The sequence below is a fragment of the Herminiimonas sp. CN genome, assembly GCF_000622895.1.
Lineage (GTDB): Bacteria > Pseudomonadota > Gammaproteobacteria > Burkholderiales > Burkholderiaceae_D > AVCC01.
Map to the genome: position 1 here is coordinate 20412 of NZ_AVCC01000027.1, position 18132 is coordinate 38543.

At 62.6% G+C, this 18132-nt stretch carries 21 protein-coding genes; 8 read left to right on the forward strand and 13 right to left on the reverse strand.

Annotated elements, in window-relative coordinates:
* Nucleotides 1-26 precede the first annotated feature (26 nt).
* Nucleotides 27-707 (reverse strand): Crp/Fnr family transcriptional regulator, encoded by a 681-nt coding sequence (locus HMCN_RS17475; protein ID WP_025916889.1) that lies wholly within the window; start codon nucleotides 705-707, stop codon nucleotides 27-29.
* Between the two features lie 35 nt (nucleotides 708-742).
* Between HMCN_RS17475 and HMCN_RS19195 the strand changes: the two genes are divergently transcribed.
* Nucleotides 743-883: a hypothetical protein gene (locus HMCN_RS19195; protein ID WP_155837474.1), complete on the forward strand. Its 141-nt coding sequence runs from the start codon at nucleotides 743-745 to the stop codon at nucleotides 881-883.
* 300 nt (nucleotides 884-1183) lie between these two features.
* Here the strand turns inward: HMCN_RS19195 and HMCN_RS0108000 are convergent, their stop codons facing one another.
* The 3 genes from HMCN_RS0108000 to HMCN_RS17480 form a co-directional block, all read right to left on the reverse strand.
* Nucleotides 1184-1585, reverse strand: coding sequence for a DUF2946 domain-containing protein (locus HMCN_RS0108000; RefSeq protein WP_025916890.1), 402 nt, complete (start codon nucleotides 1583-1585; stop codon nucleotides 1184-1186).
* A 145-nt stretch (nucleotides 1586-1730) separates the two neighbouring features.
* Nucleotides 1731-3989 (reverse strand): TonB-dependent siderophore receptor, encoded by a 2259-nt coding sequence (locus HMCN_RS0108010; protein WP_025916891.1) that lies wholly within the window; start codon nucleotides 3987-3989, stop codon nucleotides 1731-1733.
* Between the two features lie 171 nt (nucleotides 3990-4160).
* On the reverse strand, nucleotides 4161-4580 hold the full coding sequence (locus tag HMCN_RS17480; RefSeq protein ID WP_035626315.1) for a DUF2946 domain-containing protein: 420 nt from the start codon (nucleotides 4578-4580) through the stop codon (nucleotides 4161-4163).
* A gap of 121 nt (nucleotides 4581-4701) precedes the next feature.
* On the opposite strand from HMCN_RS17480, the gene HMCN_RS0108020 reads away from it, so the two are divergent.
* The 6 genes from HMCN_RS0108020 to HMCN_RS0108045 all read left to right on the forward strand — a co-directional run bounded on the left by HMCN_RS0108020 (nucleotide 4702) and on the right by HMCN_RS0108045 (nucleotide 8382).
* The gene (locus tag HMCN_RS0108020; protein WP_025916893.1) at nucleotides 4702-5643 is read left to right on the forward strand and encodes a DMT family transporter; all 942 of its coding nucleotides are present in this window, start codon (nucleotides 4702-4704) and stop codon (nucleotides 5641-5643) included.
* A 20-nt stretch (nucleotides 5644-5663) separates the two neighbouring features.
* On the forward strand, nucleotides 5664-6203 hold the full coding sequence (locus HMCN_RS0108025) for a hypothetical protein (RefSeq protein WP_025916894.1): 540 nt from the start codon (nucleotides 5664-5666) through the stop codon (nucleotides 6201-6203).
* A gap of 1 nt (nucleotide 6204) precedes the next feature.
* On the forward strand, nucleotides 6205-6858 hold the full coding sequence (locus HMCN_RS0108030) for a LysE family transporter (RefSeq protein ID WP_025916895.1): 654 nt from the start codon (nucleotides 6205-6207) through the stop codon (nucleotides 6856-6858).
* 103 nt (nucleotides 6859-6961) lie between these two features.
* Nucleotides 6962-7447, forward strand: coding sequence for an asparaginase domain-containing protein (locus tag HMCN_RS0108035; protein ID WP_025916896.1), 486 nt, complete (start codon nucleotides 6962-6964; stop codon nucleotides 7445-7447).
* 142 nt (nucleotides 7448-7589) lie between these two features.
* Entirely contained in the window at nucleotides 7590-8135 is a 546-nt protein-coding gene (locus HMCN_RS0108040; RefSeq protein WP_025916897.1) for a YgjP-like metallopeptidase domain-containing protein, read from the forward strand.
* A gap of 31 nt (nucleotides 8136-8166) precedes the next feature.
* Nucleotides 8167-8382, forward strand: coding sequence for a hypothetical protein (locus HMCN_RS0108045; RefSeq protein ID WP_025916898.1), 216 nt, complete (start codon nucleotides 8167-8169; stop codon nucleotides 8380-8382).
* Nucleotides 8383-8427: 45 nt separating this feature from the next.
* On the opposite strand, the gene HMCN_RS0108050 is transcribed toward HMCN_RS0108045, so the two are convergent.
* Nucleotides 8428-8718 carry a hypothetical protein gene (locus tag HMCN_RS0108050; RefSeq protein WP_025916899.1) on the reverse strand — a complete coding sequence of 97 codons (291 nt, stop codon included), beginning with the start codon at nucleotides 8716-8718 and terminating at the stop codon, nucleotides 8428-8430.
* A gap of 156 nt (nucleotides 8719-8874) precedes the next feature.
* Between HMCN_RS0108050 and HMCN_RS0108055 the strand changes: the two genes are divergently transcribed.
* Nucleotides 8875-10137, forward strand: a complete 1263-nt coding sequence (locus HMCN_RS0108055) for a TIGR03862 family flavoprotein (protein WP_025916900.1) — start codon at nucleotides 8875-8877, stop codon at nucleotides 10135-10137.
* 13 nt (nucleotides 10138-10150) lie between these two features.
* Here HMCN_RS0108055 and HMCN_RS0108060 read toward each other — a convergent pair whose 3' ends face one another.
* The 8 genes from HMCN_RS0108060 to HMCN_RS0108095 form a co-directional block, all read right to left on the reverse strand.
* Complete coding sequence (locus HMCN_RS0108060) at nucleotides 10151-10807, reverse strand: HutD family protein (protein ID WP_025916901.1); 657 nt, start codon at nucleotides 10805-10807, stop codon at nucleotides 10151-10153.
* Complete coding sequence (gene hutG, locus HMCN_RS0108065) at nucleotides 10804-11736, reverse strand: formimidoylglutamase (protein ID WP_025916902.1); 933 nt, start codon at nucleotides 11734-11736, stop codon at nucleotides 10804-10806. Before hutG ends, HMCN_RS0108060 begins: the two co-directional genes overlap by 4 nt.
* Nucleotides 11736-12512, reverse strand: coding sequence for an amino acid ABC transporter ATP-binding protein (locus tag HMCN_RS0108070; RefSeq protein ID WP_025916903.1), 777 nt, complete (start codon nucleotides 12510-12512; stop codon nucleotides 11736-11738). The genes hutG and HMCN_RS0108070 overlap by 1 nt, the downstream gene beginning before the upstream one ends.
* Nucleotides 12509-13177, reverse strand: a complete 669-nt coding sequence (locus HMCN_RS0108075) for an amino acid ABC transporter permease (protein WP_025916904.1) — start codon at nucleotides 13175-13177, stop codon at nucleotides 12509-12511. Before HMCN_RS0108075 ends, HMCN_RS0108070 begins: the two co-directional genes overlap by 4 nt.
* A 40-nt stretch (nucleotides 13178-13217) precedes the next feature.
* Complete coding sequence (locus HMCN_RS0108080) at nucleotides 13218-13967, reverse strand: transporter substrate-binding domain-containing protein (protein WP_025916905.1); 750 nt, start codon at nucleotides 13965-13967, stop codon at nucleotides 13218-13220.
* A gap of 75 nt (nucleotides 13968-14042) precedes the next feature.
* The gene (locus tag HMCN_RS0108085; protein WP_025916906.1) at nucleotides 14043-14810 is read right to left on the reverse strand and encodes an IclR family transcriptional regulator; all 768 of its coding nucleotides are present in this window, start codon (nucleotides 14808-14810) and stop codon (nucleotides 14043-14045) included.
* 233 nt (nucleotides 14811-15043) lie between these two features.
* Nucleotides 15044-17560 carry a magnesium-translocating P-type ATPase gene (mgtA, locus tag HMCN_RS0108090; RefSeq protein ID WP_202962654.1) on the reverse strand — a complete coding sequence of 839 codons (2517 nt, stop codon included), beginning with the start codon at nucleotides 17558-17560 and terminating at the stop codon, nucleotides 15044-15046.
* A gap of 117 nt (nucleotides 17561-17677) precedes the next feature.
* On the reverse strand, nucleotides 17678-18132 hold a 455-nt coding region (locus HMCN_RS0108095), incomplete at its 5' end, for a Crp/Fnr family transcriptional regulator (protein WP_025916908.1).

Genomic DNA, 18132 nt, shown 5'->3' on the forward strand with positions numbered 1-18132 from the left:
ATTTTGATTGCGGTTATGAAATATACTCAATCTAGTAATTGATTGCTGTCAGCGCCAGCCGATAAGGCGATGCTGCCGCAAAAGACGTAATTCCGATGGGCAGCGTGGCCGGGGATTTTCATTTTCCGGATAACTCCGCCATGTTTCAGGCTGGAAATAATTCTGGAAATGGTTTCCGTCGTAAGATCGGCGATTTCCGAGATGTCCTGCCATTTTGGCAGCGCAACGCACAGATCATGGTTTTCATCGGGCTGCGCCAGCATGGCGATCAGGCGCGTCACGCGATCGATTGCCAGCCCGGAGCGTAATGCAACAACATCCGCGGTCCGGCGTTCCGCCGCTGCCAGAATGTGCAAAAGAGAATTCTTGGTCGCACTCGATAAACCTTCCGGCCAGGGCACCAGTTCGCAATCGGAAAGCGCGACGGCGCAAAACGCATATTGGCCCATCAACAAGGTTTCAGTGCCGATCACGTCATTTTTCACTGCTAAATTCGCAAATCGCATCTCTCCGTCGTTGGCCACCCGGTTCAAACGGACAGCCCCGCTGATCACGCGCCAACAGATTCCGGATGTGCCGGGACAATATATCTGCTCGCCTTGATGAAAGGATCTGGTACGGTGCGCATCAAACTGCTGTTGGTAACGCCCCCGGCTTGCCGAGCGACGATAGGGAGAGGTTTTTGCGAGCATCAAGTCGTTACGCATGATGACGCTCCAACGACCTGTGCCGCAAGGCCGGGATGGCGCGCATTGCGCTCTTTGCCGATAACCGTTTCCAGCGGCTATTGCCGGGTGGTTTTACGGAAATGGCGCGTAACGGGGTGCATAGCGGGGTGCGTAATGGCATTTCCATTGCAGGCATTCTTAAAGCATCGGCATGAGTCCATCCACGCCATATTGCCAAAGTAGCTCCAGTCACTGCGTTGAAACGATGCATCCAATGCAATATTTTTTCCATGTCCAATCCACATTTCCTGATCATGTTGTCGTGCGCATTGCCGGCATCTGTGCAATGCGGGCTGGCAGTATCCTGATACGGTGATGCGATCGTCCCTGCGGCTGCAACCGCTTGGCATCTTGCGGTGTTTTTCCTTGCGCGAAGATCGTGCGCGCTAAAGGCAAACCAGGCTAATGCGACTTCTGGCGTCGGTAGCAAGACGGTCAAGCCAGGTCGGGGACGATCAGGAAGTGGCCGGAGGGGCGCGCGGATTCGCCGTGGCCCAGGAAAACAGGGGCCGCGGGGAGCGGTAGAAAAGAGCGGGGAACAGGGCATGGCCGCCGGAGGCGGCGAGCGGCGCCATTGAAGGCGGCGGCAATGAGAATGAACCCGCATGCGACATGCAGAAAGGGCAATGCTCGGACTGATGGGCAATCGAATGATCCGATGGCGCAGTATCGGCAGGAGTGACCGGCGCCACGGCGACGCGTTTTGAGCCGCCTGCGGTGCAAACCTCGACCCATGCTGAAGCTTGCCCATCCCGTGCTGATATCGCATGGGAAATCGAGGGCGCAAGCGCATTGAGCAGTATCGCAAAACATGCGATCCAGACCCGCAGCTGCCCTCTTTTGAATAATTTTCCCATCCGAAATATTATAGTCGAGTATGCATCGGGAATCAGGCCTGGCCGTTATCCCGATCGGCCCGGTCCGGTTGTGCGGCATCAAGGGCGTCTGGCGGCAGACCGGGCATTGGGTTTTGCATCTTTTCGCAATGCCCGGTTCGGCGCCTTAGAACTTGACGTTCAACGCGGTGTAGATCGAACGGCCCATGCCTGGAACCGATGTTCCATAGGTCATCGGTCTTTGGCCGACATACGCTCCGCCCAGCGGCGATGCGTAGAGTTTGTTCAGCGCGTTTTCCACCCCGATATCCAGCCGGACCTGCTTCCATTCGTAGCTGCTGCGCAGATTCAGCAGGCTGTAGCCGCCGGTCTTGAGTTCGTTCCTGACTTGCGAGACGCTGGTTTTGGCATCGACAAACTGGCCTTCGATGGTGTTGGTCCAGTTGCCGATGCGTTGCACCACCGCCAGTTTCGCGTTCAGCGGCATGATGTTGTAGAGATTGTCGCCGGTCGTGTTGTTCTTGCCATTGACGTAATTCAACATGCCGGTGGCGGTGAACGCGCCGAAATCACTGCTCCTGGCCAAGGGCATGTAACCGGACACATCCACGCCATACAGGCGGGCCGACTGGTTGACGAACTGGAGATACACAAAGCCCGTTTTCGCATCCCGGTTGGCCGCGCTGCAGGGCGTGCCGGCAGCGACCGGGCAACGCGCAGCATCAATGTAGTTGTCAACATGGGTGTAGTACGGGGTGATGCTGAGGCCCCAGCTTTCTTGGGCGGCATCGTGCCAGTTGGCGGTGGCACTGATGGTGTTGGCGACTTCCGGCTTCAGGTCGAGGTTGCCGACATAACCATTGCCGTCGCCAAACCAGTTGACCATGTTCATGACCATTGCGTTGTTGGTCGACCAGGCGAAGCGCTCGTACAGATTCGGCGAGCGGGTCTTGCGCGCAAAACCGGCCTCGAAGGTGCTGCCGGCATCCGGCGTGTAGCGGGCCAGCGCGGTCACATCGATGTTGTTGCCGGTTTTCTTGCGGTCGGCCGCATTGAATGCGCCCGGGATCGAGGCCGGATTCGATGGGTCGCCATAGCCCATCATGCCGCCCATGTTGTTGTAGCCTTGCACATTGCCGGTGTTCATGGTCATGCTGCTGCTGCGCACGCCGAGTTGCGACTGCCACTGCGTGTTCCAGCGGGCTTCCCATTCGCCGAACACATCGAAGCGGTCACGCCGGCCGTCATTGATGTTCCAGAACCGATTGGGAGCCATCATGCCCGGTGTCGCAGAAACCGGGTCCCACCAGTCGTCCAGGCGCTGGCGCTGGTATTCGCTGCCTACCTTGAGCGTGTCGCGCGCGGAAAGCGCTATATCGGCCTTGAGCAAGGCGCCAGTAGTTTTCCCTTTGGTATCCATCGGCATGCCTTTCGAGCCGATGGTCAGTTTATCTTCGAGAAAATTCATCTTGTGCCGGGTATTTTCGTTATATACGCGCGCTTCCAGAGTGCCCCACTGGTATTGGCCGGCATAGCGCAGATTGATTTGCTCGCTTTCGTTGCCGGTCATGTCCATGCGCTGATTCGGGAAGCCCTGGTAAGGAATGTGCTGCAGCCCAAGCTTCAACTCAAGCAGATTGTTTGCGCCGCGCAGCGCGACTGCGATTGCCTGGTTTTCCGATTTATAGCTGGAGGAACCTACTGCGTCGCCGGCCAGAAAAGACCGCGTGCCGGTGGACTGCGCTGCCGGCTTGAAGTTTTTTGCCGCCGTGTAGTTGCCGGCCTCCGTGGTCGAACCGGTATAGTTCACGCTCAAATTTTCGCTTGCCACGGTTGCCGCAAGATTGATGCCCGTGGCATTGCCGTTGCTGCGGTAAAAAGTGCCGGCCTGGCCTTTGAGCACAGTGCCTTGACCGGGGTTGGCGAACTCCGGTTCGGCGGAATTTACCTGGATGGTGCCGCCGATGCTGTCGCCGCCGACGCTGACCGGCGTGATGCCGGCAAACACCTTGATGCTGCCGACATTGGTCGGGTCGATGTAGGACAGCGGCGAATTCATGTGGTTGGCACAGGCCGAGATCAAGTCCATGCCGTCAACTTTGATGCGCAGGCGGTCATCGGCCAAGCCGTGGATCGCCGGCAAGCTGGATACGCCGCCGGCGCCGTACAGGCTGATGCCGGGCACGTCTTTCAGGAGCGCAGCGGTGTCGCTGGTCGATGCGCGTATCGGGGCCAGGCTTGCGGCGTCGAGATTGGCGTTGTTGGGTTCGACATCTTTTACTTTGGAGGCGTTGATGACGACCTCGGTCATTAGCTGCGCCGGCGGAGTTTCCGTCGCCGGCTTGCTCTGCGCGATGGCTGTTTGCCACAGGGAGGACAAGGCAAGGGCGACCGCGGCTGCAGCCGGTTTTTTGGTGAATAGCATGATTTTTCCTGGGTTTATTGATTTTGTTGCGCGTGTTTTTGGCGCTGCTTGTCTTGCCCGCAAGTACGGCAAGCGCTGCCGGCAAAGTGCACGTTTTATTTGAAAATGAAATGGCATGCCGGCGCTTTTCCGCCAGTCGTCTGGCGGAAAATCAGCGCGGCTCGAGCTCGGTCAGGAAGCGGCGGGCGGGCCGCGCGGATGGGCAGCAGCCCAGGAAAACAGGGGTTGCGGGGATTGGTAAAACAGCGGCGGCATCAGGCCCTGCTGTGCGGACAGGATAAAACTGCTGGCAGCCGCAGGCAGCAGGAAGGGGGACGCATGGTGCGAAAGGCAAAACAGGCAGTGTTCGGATCCGGCAATGGGCTTTTTATGGCCGTCATTCGGCTGCAGCGCGGCGTCGGAGGTTTGTTCGCCAGCTACGGCGATCGTTTTTGTGCCATGGGCCGTGCATACTTCGATCAGGATCGATGGCGCGCCCGACGGCGACACGGCATACCTGGCATGCGACAGGGACGGCGCGAGCGCATTGAGCAGGATCGCAATGCATGCGATCCATATCGTCAATCGTCTCGGTTTGAACAAGTTCACCATGCCGGGATTATAGCTATTTTTGCACTGCAGCAACATCATTTGCGTGCGTAATTGCGCGCATGGCAGCAAGACCGCAAGTCCAAAGTCGGGCATCATGTCGGATTTTGTCTGCGCAACCTTCATGTTGACTGGTATTTTGTGCGCCCTGGGCGCGGGCCTGATGTGGGGCCTGGTTTTCCTGACGCCGGTGATGCTGCCGGATTATCCCGGCATCGTGCTGTCGTTCGGCCGTTATATCGCGTTCGGCCTGATTGCGCTGGTGCCGGCCTGGCTCGGCCGCAAGGAGATCGCGGCGCTGTCGCGGGCCCAGTGGTGGGTGGCGTTCCGGCTGTCGCTGGTGGGCAACCTGCTGTATTACGCGGCGCTGGCCAGCGCGATCCAGCTCTCCGGCGCGCCGCTGCCGACCCTGCTGATCGGCACCTTGCCGGTGGTGATCACGATGGCGTCGAATTTCGCGCCGGGGCGCGCCGCCGATGCGGTGGCCTGGCGCCGGCTGCTGCCGGCGCTGGCGGTGATCGGGACCGGTTTGCTGCTGGTCAACGCCGCCGAACTGGAGCAGCTCGATGGCAACCGCAGCCTGACGCAGTATCTGCAGGGCTGCGCGCTGGCGCTGCTGGCACTGGCCGCCTGGACCTGGTATCCGATCCGCAATGCGCGCTTCATGCAGCAGCACCCGCAGATCCGCTCATCGACCTGGGCCACCGCCCAGGGGCTGGCGATGCTGCCGGTGGTGCTGCCGGGCTTCGTGCTGTACGGCGCGATTGCGCACGTCAGCGGCGCCAGCTATGCGTTTCCGCTGGGGCCGCGGCCGGCGCTGTTCGTCGGCATGATGCTGCTGATCGGCCTGTGCGCGTCGTGGCTGGGCACCATGTTGTGGAACCATGCCAGCGCCCGTCTGCCGACCTCGCTGGCCGGCCAGCTGATCGTGTTCGAGACGCTGTCGGCGCTGGCGTATGCGTTTTTGTGGCGCGCCGCAGTGCCGAGCGCGCAGGTGCTGGCCGGCATCGCGCTGCTGATCGTTGGAGTAATATTGGCGATTCGCACCTTCCGCCGTCCGGCCTGAATTGCTCCAACCGCTCATCGATGACTGCGCTGCCGTTTTTCCTACCCCGCCTGAAGCTGCTGGCTGCCCTGCTGGCCGTTTTGTCGGCCCTCACCGGCTGCAGCCCGCGCCTGAACTGGCGCCAGGTGCAGGATGCCGATGCGCGCTTTGCCGTGCTGCTGCCGGCCAAGCCGGCCACGCTGGCGCGCACTATCGACCTCGACGGCATCCGGGTCACGATGTCGATGACCGCAGCCGAAGTCGATGGCGTCACTTTCGCGGTCGGCGCCATCGCCTTGCCGGACGCGGCGCTGGCGCCCAAAGCGTTGCAGGCGATGCAGCTGGCACTGGTGCGCAACATCAACGGCAGCGTCCGCAGCGAGCGCGCCACCGGCAGCAGCGTCGATATCGTGGCCAGCGGCAGCATCGGCAGCGGCCGGGAGCCGGCCCGGCTGCTGGCGCGTTTTGCCGCCCGCGAGCAGCGGGTTTATCAGGCCATCATGGTCGGCCGCAGCAGCGCGATGGATGCCATCGGCGCCGATGCGGCCGATACCTTTTTTACCTCTTTGAAAGTGCGCTGACATGACTTTTGCTACCTGGATCACGTTCTTTTTCGCCGCCTGGGTCATCGCGGTCTCGCCCGGCTCCGGCGCGGTGCTGTCGATGTCGCACGGCTTGTCGTACGGCGTCAAACGGACCAGTGCCACCATTGCCGGGCTGCAGGCCGGGCTGCTGCTGATTCTGCTGATTGCCGGCGCCGGCGTCGGCTCTATCCTGCTGGCGTCCGAAGTCGCGTTCAGCCTGGTCAAGACCGTCGGCGCCGTGTACCTGATGTATCTGGGCGTGAGCCAGTGGCGCGTCAGGGTCGCGGTCCGTCCCGATGCCGAGGCCGCGCAGCCGGCATTGCAGCCCAGTGCTGTGCCGAGTTTGCGCAAACGCTTCCTGACCGGTTTCTTGACCAACGTGACCAACCCGAAAGGCATCATCTTCATGGTTGCCGTGTTGCCGCAGTTCATCACCCAGCATGCGCCGCTGCTGCCGCAACTGCTGATCCTGGGCGTCACCATGTGCGGAGTCGATCTGATGGTGATGCACGGTTACGCCTTTGCGGCGTCCGCGATGCAGCGCTTTTTCCGCGACCCGCGCATGGTCCGGCGGCAAAACCGCTTCTTCGGCGGGGTGCTGGTGGCGGTCGGCGCCGCGCTGTTTTTCGTCAAGCGCGCGCCGGCTGCGTGAATTGCATACACTATTCTGTATTTTTAATCCCACAATGAAACAGGGCGAAAACTGCATGAGTATGGCGCATACTCCCATTGAATTCATTTAACCTGGTTGCAACATGAGATTACGCATCATTGCCAGCGGCGGCACCTTCGACAAGCATTACGACGAGATCGCCGGCCAGCTCGGCTTCGGCGACAGCCACCTGCCGGCGGCGCTGCGGCGCAGCCGCATCACGCTGGCGCACACGCTGGAAGTGCTGCCGCTGCTCGATTCGCTGGAGATGCAGGACGCCGATCGCCAGCGCCTGCTGGCCAGCTGCCGCCAAGCGAGCGAGGCCGCGATCGTCATCGTCCACGGCACCGATACCATGCGCGACAGCGCGGCGGTGCTGGGCGCGGCCGCGCTCGGCAAGACCGTGATCCTGACCGGCGCGATGATTCCGTACGAGATCGCCGGTTCCGACGCGCTGTTCAACCTCGGCTTTGCGGTCGGGGTCGCGCAAACGCTGCCGGCGGGTGTCTATGTGGCGATGAACGGGCGCGTGTTCGGCTGGGACAAGGTGCAGAAAAACCGTTGCGCCGGGGTTTTCGAGGGCGCTTGAGCGGATTTCGATAAAAATATATACATATCCATGTATTTTCAGAAGTCGCAATAAAATACTGCGGAATATGCGATGAAATTTTACATACTCCAGCAAAATAATTAATTAAAAGCGCAGGGGCACGCCTGCGACTCGGACCCGCATGAAATATCTGACCGGTTACCCGGATGACATCAAGAGCCAGGTGCGCACGCTGCTGGCGCAGGACCGGCTGGGCGCGATCCTGCTGCAAAAGTACCGCCGCCTGCACGATGTCCGCACCGACCGCGCGCTGTACGACTACGTGGTGGCGCTGAAGAACGACTTCCTGCGCAACGCCGCGCCGCTGTCGAAGGTCGCGTTCGACAGCAAGATCGAAGTGATTCAGCATGCGCTGGGCTTGCATACCGCGATCTCGCGGGTGCAGGGCAGCAAGCTCAAGGCCAAGCGCGAAATCCGGATTGCCGCGCTGTTTCGCGAAGTGCCGCTGGAATTTCTGAAGATGATCGCGGTGCACGAACTGGCGCACCTGAAGGAAAAGCAGCACGACAAGGCGTTCTACCAGCTCTGCACCCACATGGAACCCGATTACCACCAGTACGAATTCGACCTGCGCCTGTATCTGACGCAGGTCGATGCGCACGGCAAGCTGCCGTGGCCGGGCAGCACTGCTGCTGCCAGTGCCAGTTATGCGGCGGAAAAAAACTAACCTGACCTACTCACTTTCGGATTACGCGCTTATGCAACCTATCAACGGCACCCCGATCCCCTGGTACGACATCGCCGGCATGGTTTTTCTGGCCTGCCTGTGCCTGTACTTCGGCCTCGCCGCCGGCAGCTTTTCCGCCGGCGCAAGGCGCAAATTGCCGTCGTTCGTCTTCAATCGCGGCATCTGCTTTGTTCTGAGCGCGGCTTTTTTGCTGATGGCGCTGGCCAAATTGCTGGGCTGGTTTTAAACAGTAGGGGGCGCATGGCGCACCCTACTCATAAAAATAAGCCGCTCAGGTGCCGATGCATTGATCGCCGCCGGCGAGCGCGTGCTCCTCGTGCTGCAGACTGCGGTTCTGATCGACCGCAAACCGGCCCACGCCGAGGGTTTTGAGGACGCCGGCGGCGGCGTCCAGCGTTTGCAATTCGCGGATTTCATCGCGCGCGGTGCGCAATGGGCAAGGTGCCTGCTCGGGATCGCGGTAAGCGTGGATTTCCCAGCCGGAACCGTTCCAGAACAGCGTCCACTGGAACTCTTCGCCGGTCGACATGGCAGTGCGAAAATACCCGATATCGGTGGTCATGGCAGTCTCCTGTTGGTTTGGGGCTGACTGTGGTTTAGGACGCGGCGCTTGTTTTGTCAAATGCGATTAGTGTTTTGTTGCGCAAAACATGTTTTTTCAGCAGATTCCGACGACATCGTCGATGATTTTCACAAGTTTTGAATAATGAAAGACTCCATGATTTCTTCCGACACCGGCGTGCGCCGGGTCGTCATCGTCGGCGGCGGCCCGGCCGGCTTGATGGCGGCCGAGATTTTGGCCCAGGGCGGCAAAAACGATCAGATTCAGGTCGACCTGTATGACGCGATGCCGTCGGTCGGGCGCAAGTTTTTGCTGGCCGGCAAGGGCGGCATGAACATTACCCACGCCGAGCCGTTCGAGGCCTTCCTGACGCGCTACGGCGCGCGCCGGGCGCAGCTTGCGCCGCTGCTGGAGGCTTTCGGGCCGGAGGCGTTGCGCCAATGGGCGGCTGGGCTGGGCGTGGCGACCTTCGTCGGCAGTTCCGGCCGCGTTTTTCCGGCCGACATGAAGGCCGCGCCGCTGTTGCGCGCCTGGCTGCAGCGCCTGCGCGCAGCCGGGGTGCGCTTCCACATGCGCCAGCGCTGGCGCGGCTGGGATGACGACGGCGCGCTGCGCTTTGCCGCTGCCGATGGCGCCGCGCTGGTGCGGCCGGATGCGGTGGTGCTGGCGCTGGGCGGCGGCAGTTGGGCCCGGCTCGGCTCCGACGGCGCCTGGCTGCCGCTGCTGGCCGCGCGCGGGGTCGAAGTGGCGCCGCTGCAGCCGTCGAATTGCGGCTTCGAGTGCGCGTGGAGCGCGCATTTCAGCAGCCGCTACGCCGGTTCCCCGTTGAGCACGGTGGCGCTCAGCCTGGCCGGCGGCGACGCGCAGATGCCGCCCCGCAAAGGCCAGTTCGTGATTACCGAACACGGGGTCGAAGGCAGCCTGATCTATGCGTTTTCGGCCGCCATCCGCGACGCCATCGCGGCCCGCGGCAGCGCCACCGTGCTGCTCGACCTGGCGCCCGACTGGACGCTGGAGCGCGTCAGCGCAGAACTCCATCGGCCGCGCGGCGCGCGCTCGATCGCCAGCCACCTGCAAAGCCGCCTCAACATTGGCGGCGTGAAGTCCGGCCTGCTGCGCGAACTGGTCAGCAAGGAAGACTTCGCCCAGCCGGCAGTGCTGGCGGCCAGGATCAAGGCGCTGCCGCTGACCTTGAGCGCAGCGCGCCCGCTCGATGAAGCGATCAGCAGCGCCGGCGGGGTGCGCTTCGAGGCGCTGGGACCGGATCTGATGCTCAAAGCGCTGCCGGGCGTATTTTGCGCCGGCGAAATGCTGGACTGGGAAGCGCCGACCGGTGGCTATCTGCTGAGCGCCTGCTTCGCCAGCGGCCGCGCGGCCGGGCGCGGCGCGCTGGAATGGCTGCAGCGCAGCGGCGCCTAAGCGCCGCGCTGGATCAGGCTTGCGGGAATATATCGACTAGCATGATTTCCGCGTGCGCGGCATGCAGGATAAGCGGCTGGCCGGCTGCGGTCAGCAGCACGGCATCGCCGGGCGCCAGTTGGGCTGCGGGCAGGTGCGGCGCCAGGATGCACGGTGTGCCGCGCACCACATACAGCAGGCTGGCATGGCCGGGGCGGGGGATGCAGACTGCGCCGGCCAGCGCCAGCCGGTCGAGCCGGTGCGTGAACTGCTGCCGCCGCGTCATGACGTTAAAGTCGGTCACGGCTCCCGCCGGCAGGCAGGAATCGATCGGCTCCTCGCCGCTGAAGACGAGCGCCGGGGTGCGGGTGGTCAGGATTCGCCGGGAGCGCTGTTCGGGGTGCTGCAGCAACAGCGCTTCGCCTTCAATCAGGGCCAGCGAGCGGTCGATGCCGGGGAAGAACGAAAACGGGCCGGCGCTGCGGACGGTTGCCACGCTGATGCGCCACCCGAAATCGTCCATGCTGCTGCCGTGCGGGTAGCGCAGCACTTCGCGCGTGGTGCCGCCGCCATTTTTCCAGGGCTGGATGCGCTGGCCGGCCTTGGTCAGCACGAGCGGCGCCGCCCGCCTGCGCCGGCTGCAGCCGGACAGGAGGGGGCGGGATGCCTGCGGCAAGAGCCTGAAATTCAATTGTCTTGCAGTAAGGTATGGGCCAGGCGCGCCGCCACTTTTGCGGTCAGCCCGTCGCGATCGAAGCTCGGATTGCATTCGGCAATGTCGGCTGCGATCAGCTTGCCGGAATCCTTGGCCAGCCGCACCAGGTATTCAACCTTTTCGAGTGGCACGCCATAGGCCGCAGGGGCGGAAACCCCCGGCGCCTTTTCGGCCGGCAGCACATCCAGGTCGATCGTCAGATACACATGGCTGGCTGCGGCGAGCTGCTGCTGCAACTCCTGCCCGAAATCGGCCAGGTTGCCGAAAGCGATCTCGCTGTCGAGGCTGAAGTGCACGCCCAGTTCCCGGGCGCGGGCAAACAGGGCCGGCGTGTTGCCCAGCCGGCTGATGCCGTAGCATAGGTAGTGGAACGCGACCCCGGCCTGCTCGCACCACTGTGCAATCTGGCGGAACGGCGTGCCCGAACTGGCTTGGTCAGCTTGCCGCAAATCGAAATGGGCGTCGAAGTTGACGATCAGCAGGCGGCCGCTACGCAAGGCCGGCCCGAGATGCCGGGCGATGCCTATGAAGGTGCCGTAGGCGACCTCATGGCCGCCGCCCAAAACCACCGGGAAGGCTTGCTGCACCAGGGCTTGCTGCACCTGGCCGGCCAGGCGCAGTTGCGCCTGTTCCAGCGCGCCATCAGTGCAGGCGATGTTGCCGGCGTCGAACAAGCGCCCGATGCCGTGCGCAGGAAGGTTGGCCAGCATGCGGCGGATCGCATCCGGCCCCTGCGCCGCACCGACGCGGCCATGATTGCGGCGCACCCCTTCGTCGCAGGCAAAGCCGATCAGGGCTGCGCCGCCTTCGGATGCTTCATCGAACGGTTGCACCACCTGATGCAGGCGACGGGTATCGCCTGCGCTGTCGGCATCCTGCCGTCCGGCCCAGAGCAGTTGGTCCATCATGCACCGTTGCTTTGCTGGTTGCGCGACAGCACCGCCTGCAGGAAGCTGCGGGTGCGCTCTTCGCGCGGCTGCACGAAGATCTGGTCCGGCGCGCCGGATTCGACGATGCGGCCCTGATCCATCACCACCACGACATCCGCCACTTCGCGCGCGAAGCCCATTTCATGCGTGACCACCAGCATCGTCATGCCCTCGTTGGCAAGCGCCTTCATTACCTGCAGCACTTCGCCCACCAGTTCCGGGTCCAGCGCCGAAGTCGGCTCGTCGAACAGCATGACTTGCGGCTTCATCGCCAGCGCGCGGGCGATCGCGACCCGCTGCTTCTGGCCGCCGGACAGCGTCGCCGGCATGGCGTCCGCCTTGTGCTCCAGCCCGACCTTGGCCAGCAGCGCGCGGGCCTGGGTTTCCGCGGCATGCTTGTCCACGCCTTGAATCTTGTGCGGCCCGACCGTTACATTTTCCAGTACCGACAAATGCGGGAACAGGTTGAACGATTGAAACACCATGCCGACGTGTTCCCGCAGATGGTTCAAGGAATGGTCGGGCAGCATGCGGCCGTCGGTCAGCAGCTTCTGATCGCAGATTTCAATGCTGCCTTCTTCCGCCACTTCCAGGCCGTTGCAGCAGCGCAGCAAGGTGCTTTTCCCCGAGCCGCTGGGCCCGATGATGACGATCACCTGGGACGGCTGCACTTCCATGTCGATGCCATGCAAGATGCGGTTGCCCGAAAACGATTTTCCCAGACCGCTGAGTTTGATGATGGGTTGCTTCATTGCACCGTTCCTCCTGCGCGTAAGTGCCGCTCAATTCTTTGCAATATTTTGCTGGTGACGGTGGTTAACACCAGATACACCAGGGCGATGGCTAGATACACTTCCAGCGAGCGATACGAAACGCTGATGATTTTCTGCCCTTCGTGCATCAGGTCGGCGATGGTCAGCAACGACACCAGGGCCGAGTTCTTGATCAGTGCAATGAACTCATTGCCCAGCGGCGGGATCATGCGCACCACCGCTTGCGGCAGGATGATCGTGCGCATCGCGGTGCCGGACGACATGCCGAGCGAACGCGCCGCTTCCATCTGCCCCTTGTCGATCGATTGAATCGCGCCCCGGACAATTTCCGAGACGTAGGCGCCGGAATAGACCCCCAGCCCGAGAATGCCGCAGACGAAGGCCGGCAGCAGGATGTCGAACGCCGGCAAGCCGAAGAACAGCAAAAACAACTGCACCAGCAGCGGCGTGCCGCGGATGAAGGTGACATAGGTCGAACAGATGGCGTAGATCAGCCGCTTGCCCGGGTCCAGCCGGCCCATCCCGACCAGCAAGCCCAGCACGCAACCCAACAGCAGCGACGCCGACGTAATTTCCACCGTCACCAGGGTGCCGTGCGCCAACTCGTTCCAGCCGGCAAGAACCGGTAAAAAATCAAAGCTCAATTGCATTTCTCCTCATTCACAATCGATATCTGTGCCGCGATTATTTCGCAGACGCAGCCAGCCACTTCTTGACCAGCCGGTCGTAGCTGCCGTCCAGCTTGGATTTTTTCAGCGCCACATTCAGGGCCTGGGTCAGCTCGGGGGTGTCCTTGCGCACGGCCAGGCCGTATAGTTCGATGCTGACCTGCTTGTCGATCACTTTCACGCCGGGGCGGGCCTTGGCATATTGCAATGCGGCCGGCTTGCCGGTGACTGCGGCATCGGCGCGTCCGATTTCAACCAGATTGAACATTTCCTGATTCTTTTCGACTTCCACCCGCTCGACCTGGGGGAAGAATTCCTTCAGGTAGCCGACCGATTTGGTGCCGACCTGCACCGCGACTTTCTTGCCTACCATGTCGGCCGGCTTCTGTATGGTGGTGTTGCCACTCCTGACTACCATCACCAGGCCGCCCGGGTAATACGGGTCGGTGAAGTCGACCACCTTGCGCCGGTCTTCCGTGATGTAGATCGCCGAAGCGGCGACGTCGAAGCGTTTCGACACCAGCCCCGGAATCAGGCCCTTGAAGTCGATGTCGGTCCATTCGACCTTCTTGCCCATGGTTTTGGCCAGGGTCTCGACCAGTTCGACGTCGAAGCCGGTGCGTTTGCCGTCCTTGGAGAACTCGAAGGGCGGGAAAGTGGCATCGGTTGCGACCCGGATGACGCCTGCGGATTGGGCCTTTGCCAGCATCGGCATGACGAAACCGGCGGCGGCCAGCAGTGCGATGAAAAAACGACGGTGATTCATTTTGTCTCCTTTGGAAATTTATTTAGAAAATTAAATGCCGGTGTTTGGATGATGCGTAACTCAGTACAGTTCAGTTCAATACAGTTTCAGGCGCTCGCTGATTGCGAACGCAGCCTTGACCGTCAGCGCAATCAATACCTGTTGCCGGCCTTCGGCCCGGATGGCGGGCGACATCAGGGAAATGGCGCCTACCAATTGATGCGACTTGTCGAAAATGGGTGCGCCGACGCCCCACACCCCCATGTCCACTTCGCCCTCGCTCACCGCATACCCCTGCGCCCGTATCTGCGCCAATTCGTCGCGCAGGCACTGCTCTTCCCTGGCTTGATCCGGCAGCGAAGCGGCAATCACCGCATCCGCCGCCAGTGCCGGCAAATGCGCCAGCAGGGACTTGGCGGAAGCGCCGCGCAGCAGCGGATGCGAGCGCCCCTTGGAAAACGAGCAGCGCAAGGATTGCTGGCTTTCCACCATGTCCAGGCACATCACCTGGTTGTTGACGGCCACCATCAGGCCCACGCTTTCGCCGCATTTCGCCGCCAGCTTTTCCATTTCGGCGCGCGCGTTGCCCACCAGGTAGGAGGTGTGGTCAAAGCCCCAGGCCAGTTGCACGCTGAGCGGACCCGGCGCGTACAGATTGTCCTGCTCCTGCACCAGGCCCCATTTCTTGAGCGGCAGCAAATGGCGGTATAGCGTGCTTTGAGGCAACCCCGTCGCTTCCCGGAGCTGCTTTACGGTGACCGGCTTGCCGTGCCTGGCAATGATCGACAGCACCATCAGCGGCCGTTCGCTGATGGCGGTGGCCGCATCCGGTTTCTCGCGATCTGGTGGAATGATTTTTTGCATGGGCTTATGATCAGGCTCAATTCTCATAGCTGCAAATTAAATTCCCGTTTAGCGGGAATTTTTTATGAAAAATCGAGATTCTGCCGTCATTTTTGCCGGCCGGAGCGTGCAGACTTGCGGATTCATGTTGCACGAGCAATAGCTGGGCCGGATGCGCAGCCCGGGCCGCGCATCCTTCGGTTCGTCTGGCGGATATCCGGGGCCAGCGGCGGGTCGCAGCGCGCGTCAGGCCGTCACGGGTGCGCCAGCCGGCGGTAAAAGCGCCGCTTGCCGAATTCCACCATGGCCAGGTATGCCAGCGCCAGACCGGCCAGCACGAAGAAGAATTGCGGCGGCAGCGCGGTAAAGCCGAGGTAGGGCGCGGCCGGCGTAAACGGCAACGCCATGGCGCAGGCCAGCACCCCCAGCGAGGTGGCGGTCAGCCAGGGATTGGGCCGGCTGCGCAGCGGATTGCGGCGGGTCCGGATGATGAAGATCACCAGCACCTGGGTGGCAATCGATTCGACGAACCAGCCGGTGCGAAATAGCGCCGGATCGGCCTTGAACCAGTGCAGCAGCAGATAGAAGGTAAGGAAGTCGAACAGCGAACTGATCGGCCCGATGGTCAGCATGAAGTTGCGGATGAAGCCCATGTCCCAGCGCCGCGGGCGGGCCAGGTCTTCGGCATCCACATGATCGAGCGGCAGCGGGATTTCCGACACGTCGTAGAGCAGGTTGTTGAGCAGGATCTGCATCGGCAGCATCGGCAGGAACGGCAGGAACAGGGTCGCTGCCGCCATGCTGAACATGTTGCCGAAGTTCGAGCTGGTGGCCATCATGATGTACTTCATCACGTTGCCGAAGGTGCGGCGGCCTTCCAGGATGCCGGCGTGCAGCACCATCAGGTCCTGCTCCAGCAGGATCATGGAGGCGGCCTGACGCGCCACGTCGACCGCGCCGGCGACCGAGATGCCGATATCGGCGGTGTGCAGCGAGGGCGCGTCGTTGATGCCGTCGCCCAGGTAGCCGACCACATGGCCGCGGGCCTTGAGCGCCAGCAGGATGCGGTTTTTCTGGGCCGGATTGACGCGGCAGAACAGATTGACGGCATCCACCCTGGCGCGCAGCGCATCGTCGTTCATGATCGCAATTTCGCTGCCGAGCAACACTCCGCTGACCGTCAGCTCCAGTTGCGCGCAGACATGGCGCGTCACCAGCTCGTTGTCGCCGGTGACGATCTTGAGCGCCACGCCGCTGGCCTGCAGCGCCGCCAGCGCGGCCTTGGCACTGACTTTGGGCGGATCGAGGAAGGCCGCAAAGCCGGCAAACACCAGCTCGGTTTCGTCGGTCACCACCGCGTGCGGATGGTCGGCCGCCACCGCGCGCCAGGCGATGCCGAGCACCCGGAAGCCCTCTTGTCCCAGGCCATCGTAGCTGGTCTGGAGGCGGCTCCGCGCCGCGTCGTCCAGCGCGCTGCAGACGCCGGCCTCGGCCTCGTATTGGGTGCACAGGCGCAGGATGTCCTCCGGCGCGCCCTTGACCGCCAGCAGGCGCAGCTCGGCGTTCTGCACCAGCACCGAGACCCGGCGGCGCTCGAAATCGAACGGAACTTCATCGATTTTTTGCCAGCCCGAGACATCGACTTCGGCGTGCTGCAATATCGCGTCGTCGAGCGGGCTTTTCAGGCCGGTCTCGAAAAAACTGTTGAGGTACGCCAGCTGCAGCACGCGTTCGCTATCCCGGCCCTGCGCATCGACGTGGCGCTCCAGCTGGATGCGCGCTTCGGTCAGGGTGCCGGTCTTGTCGGTGCAGAACACGTCCATCGCCCCCATGTCCTGGATCGCCGACGGCCGCTTGATGATCACCTTGCAGGCCGCCATGCGCATGGCGCCGCGCGCCAGCGTCACCGACACCACCATCGGCAGCAGCTCCGGCGTCAGGCCGACCGCCAGCGCCACCGCGAACAGGAACGATTGCAGCAGGGGGCGCGCGAACGCCACGTTCACCAGCAGCGTAAACAGCACCAGCAGCACGGTCAGGCGCATGATCAGCAGGCCGAAATGGCGCGTGCCCTGCTCGAACGCGGTGCGCGGCGCCGGCTGCGCCAGGCTGTGGGCGATCTGTCCCAGCGCGGTGGCGCTGCCGGTCAGGCCGACCAGCGCCCGGGCCGAACCGCTCACCACCGAGCTGCCCATGAAGACCTGATTGGGAGATTCGGCATCGATGGGCCGGGGTGCGGCATGGACCGGGTTTGCGGTCACTGCCGCAATCGATTTTTCCACCGGATACGGCTCGCCGGTGAGCTGGGCCTGGTTGACGAAGAAATCCTGCGCCTGCAGCAGTTCGGCGTCGGCCGGAATCAGGTTGCCGGCCGACAGCAGCACCACATCGCCCGGCACCAGCGCAGCCACCGGCACCTGGCAGGGCTGGCCGTCGCGCAGCACGCTGGCGCTGACGGCGACCTGTTCGGCCAGTTTTTGCGCGGTTTGTCCGGAACGGTATTCCTGCACGAAATCCAGCGTCACGCTCATCAGCACGATTGCGCCGATGATGGCAGAGCCGCTGGCGTCGCCGGTCAGCGCGGAAATGCCGCTGGCCGCCAGCAGGATCAATACCAGCGGATTGCGAAAGTGTGCGAGGAATTGCAGCGCCAAAGCGCGCTGGGGCGTCGGCCGGAGCAGATTCGGGCCGTAGTGCAGCAACCGGGCCGCAGCTTCGGCGCCGCTGAGGCCGTTGGATATGCTGGAGGCATCGGGGGGGGCTGTTTTCATCATTTGCTCGGCAGTTGCAACATGAGATGAAAATAGCCGGGATGGCGGCGGGCCGGCTTGCCTTTTGTCATGATCGCTGCGCGAAAGCGCGGCTTGTTGCCGCATGCGACTGCGGGATTATGGCATTACCGCCGACATCCGCTCGTGATCGAGGATCTTGATGCGCCGGCCTGACATCGCAATCAGGCCTTCGGCAGCCAGGTCGTGAAACAGCCGCGACAGGGTTTCCGGCGTCAGGCTCAGGCGCGAGGCGATCAGCGATTTCTTGGCGACCAGCTCGATATCGTCGCTGATCTCGCGCCGGCTCTGGCGCAGCAGATATTCCGCCAGGCGCTGCTTGGCGGTTTGCGAGTAGCCCTCGATATCGCGCACCAGGCTGTAAAACTGGCGCCCGACGCAGGTCATCAGCTCGCGCGAGAAGTCGAAATTCTGCGCCGCCACGCGCATGATCGCGTCGCGCTCGACATGCAGCAGCATCGAGTCAGCGGTGGTCTTGACCAGCGCGATATGCGGGCGGTCCAGCAGCATCTCGCCCAGGCCGAAACAGGTGTTCTGGCCCAGGATTTCCAGGA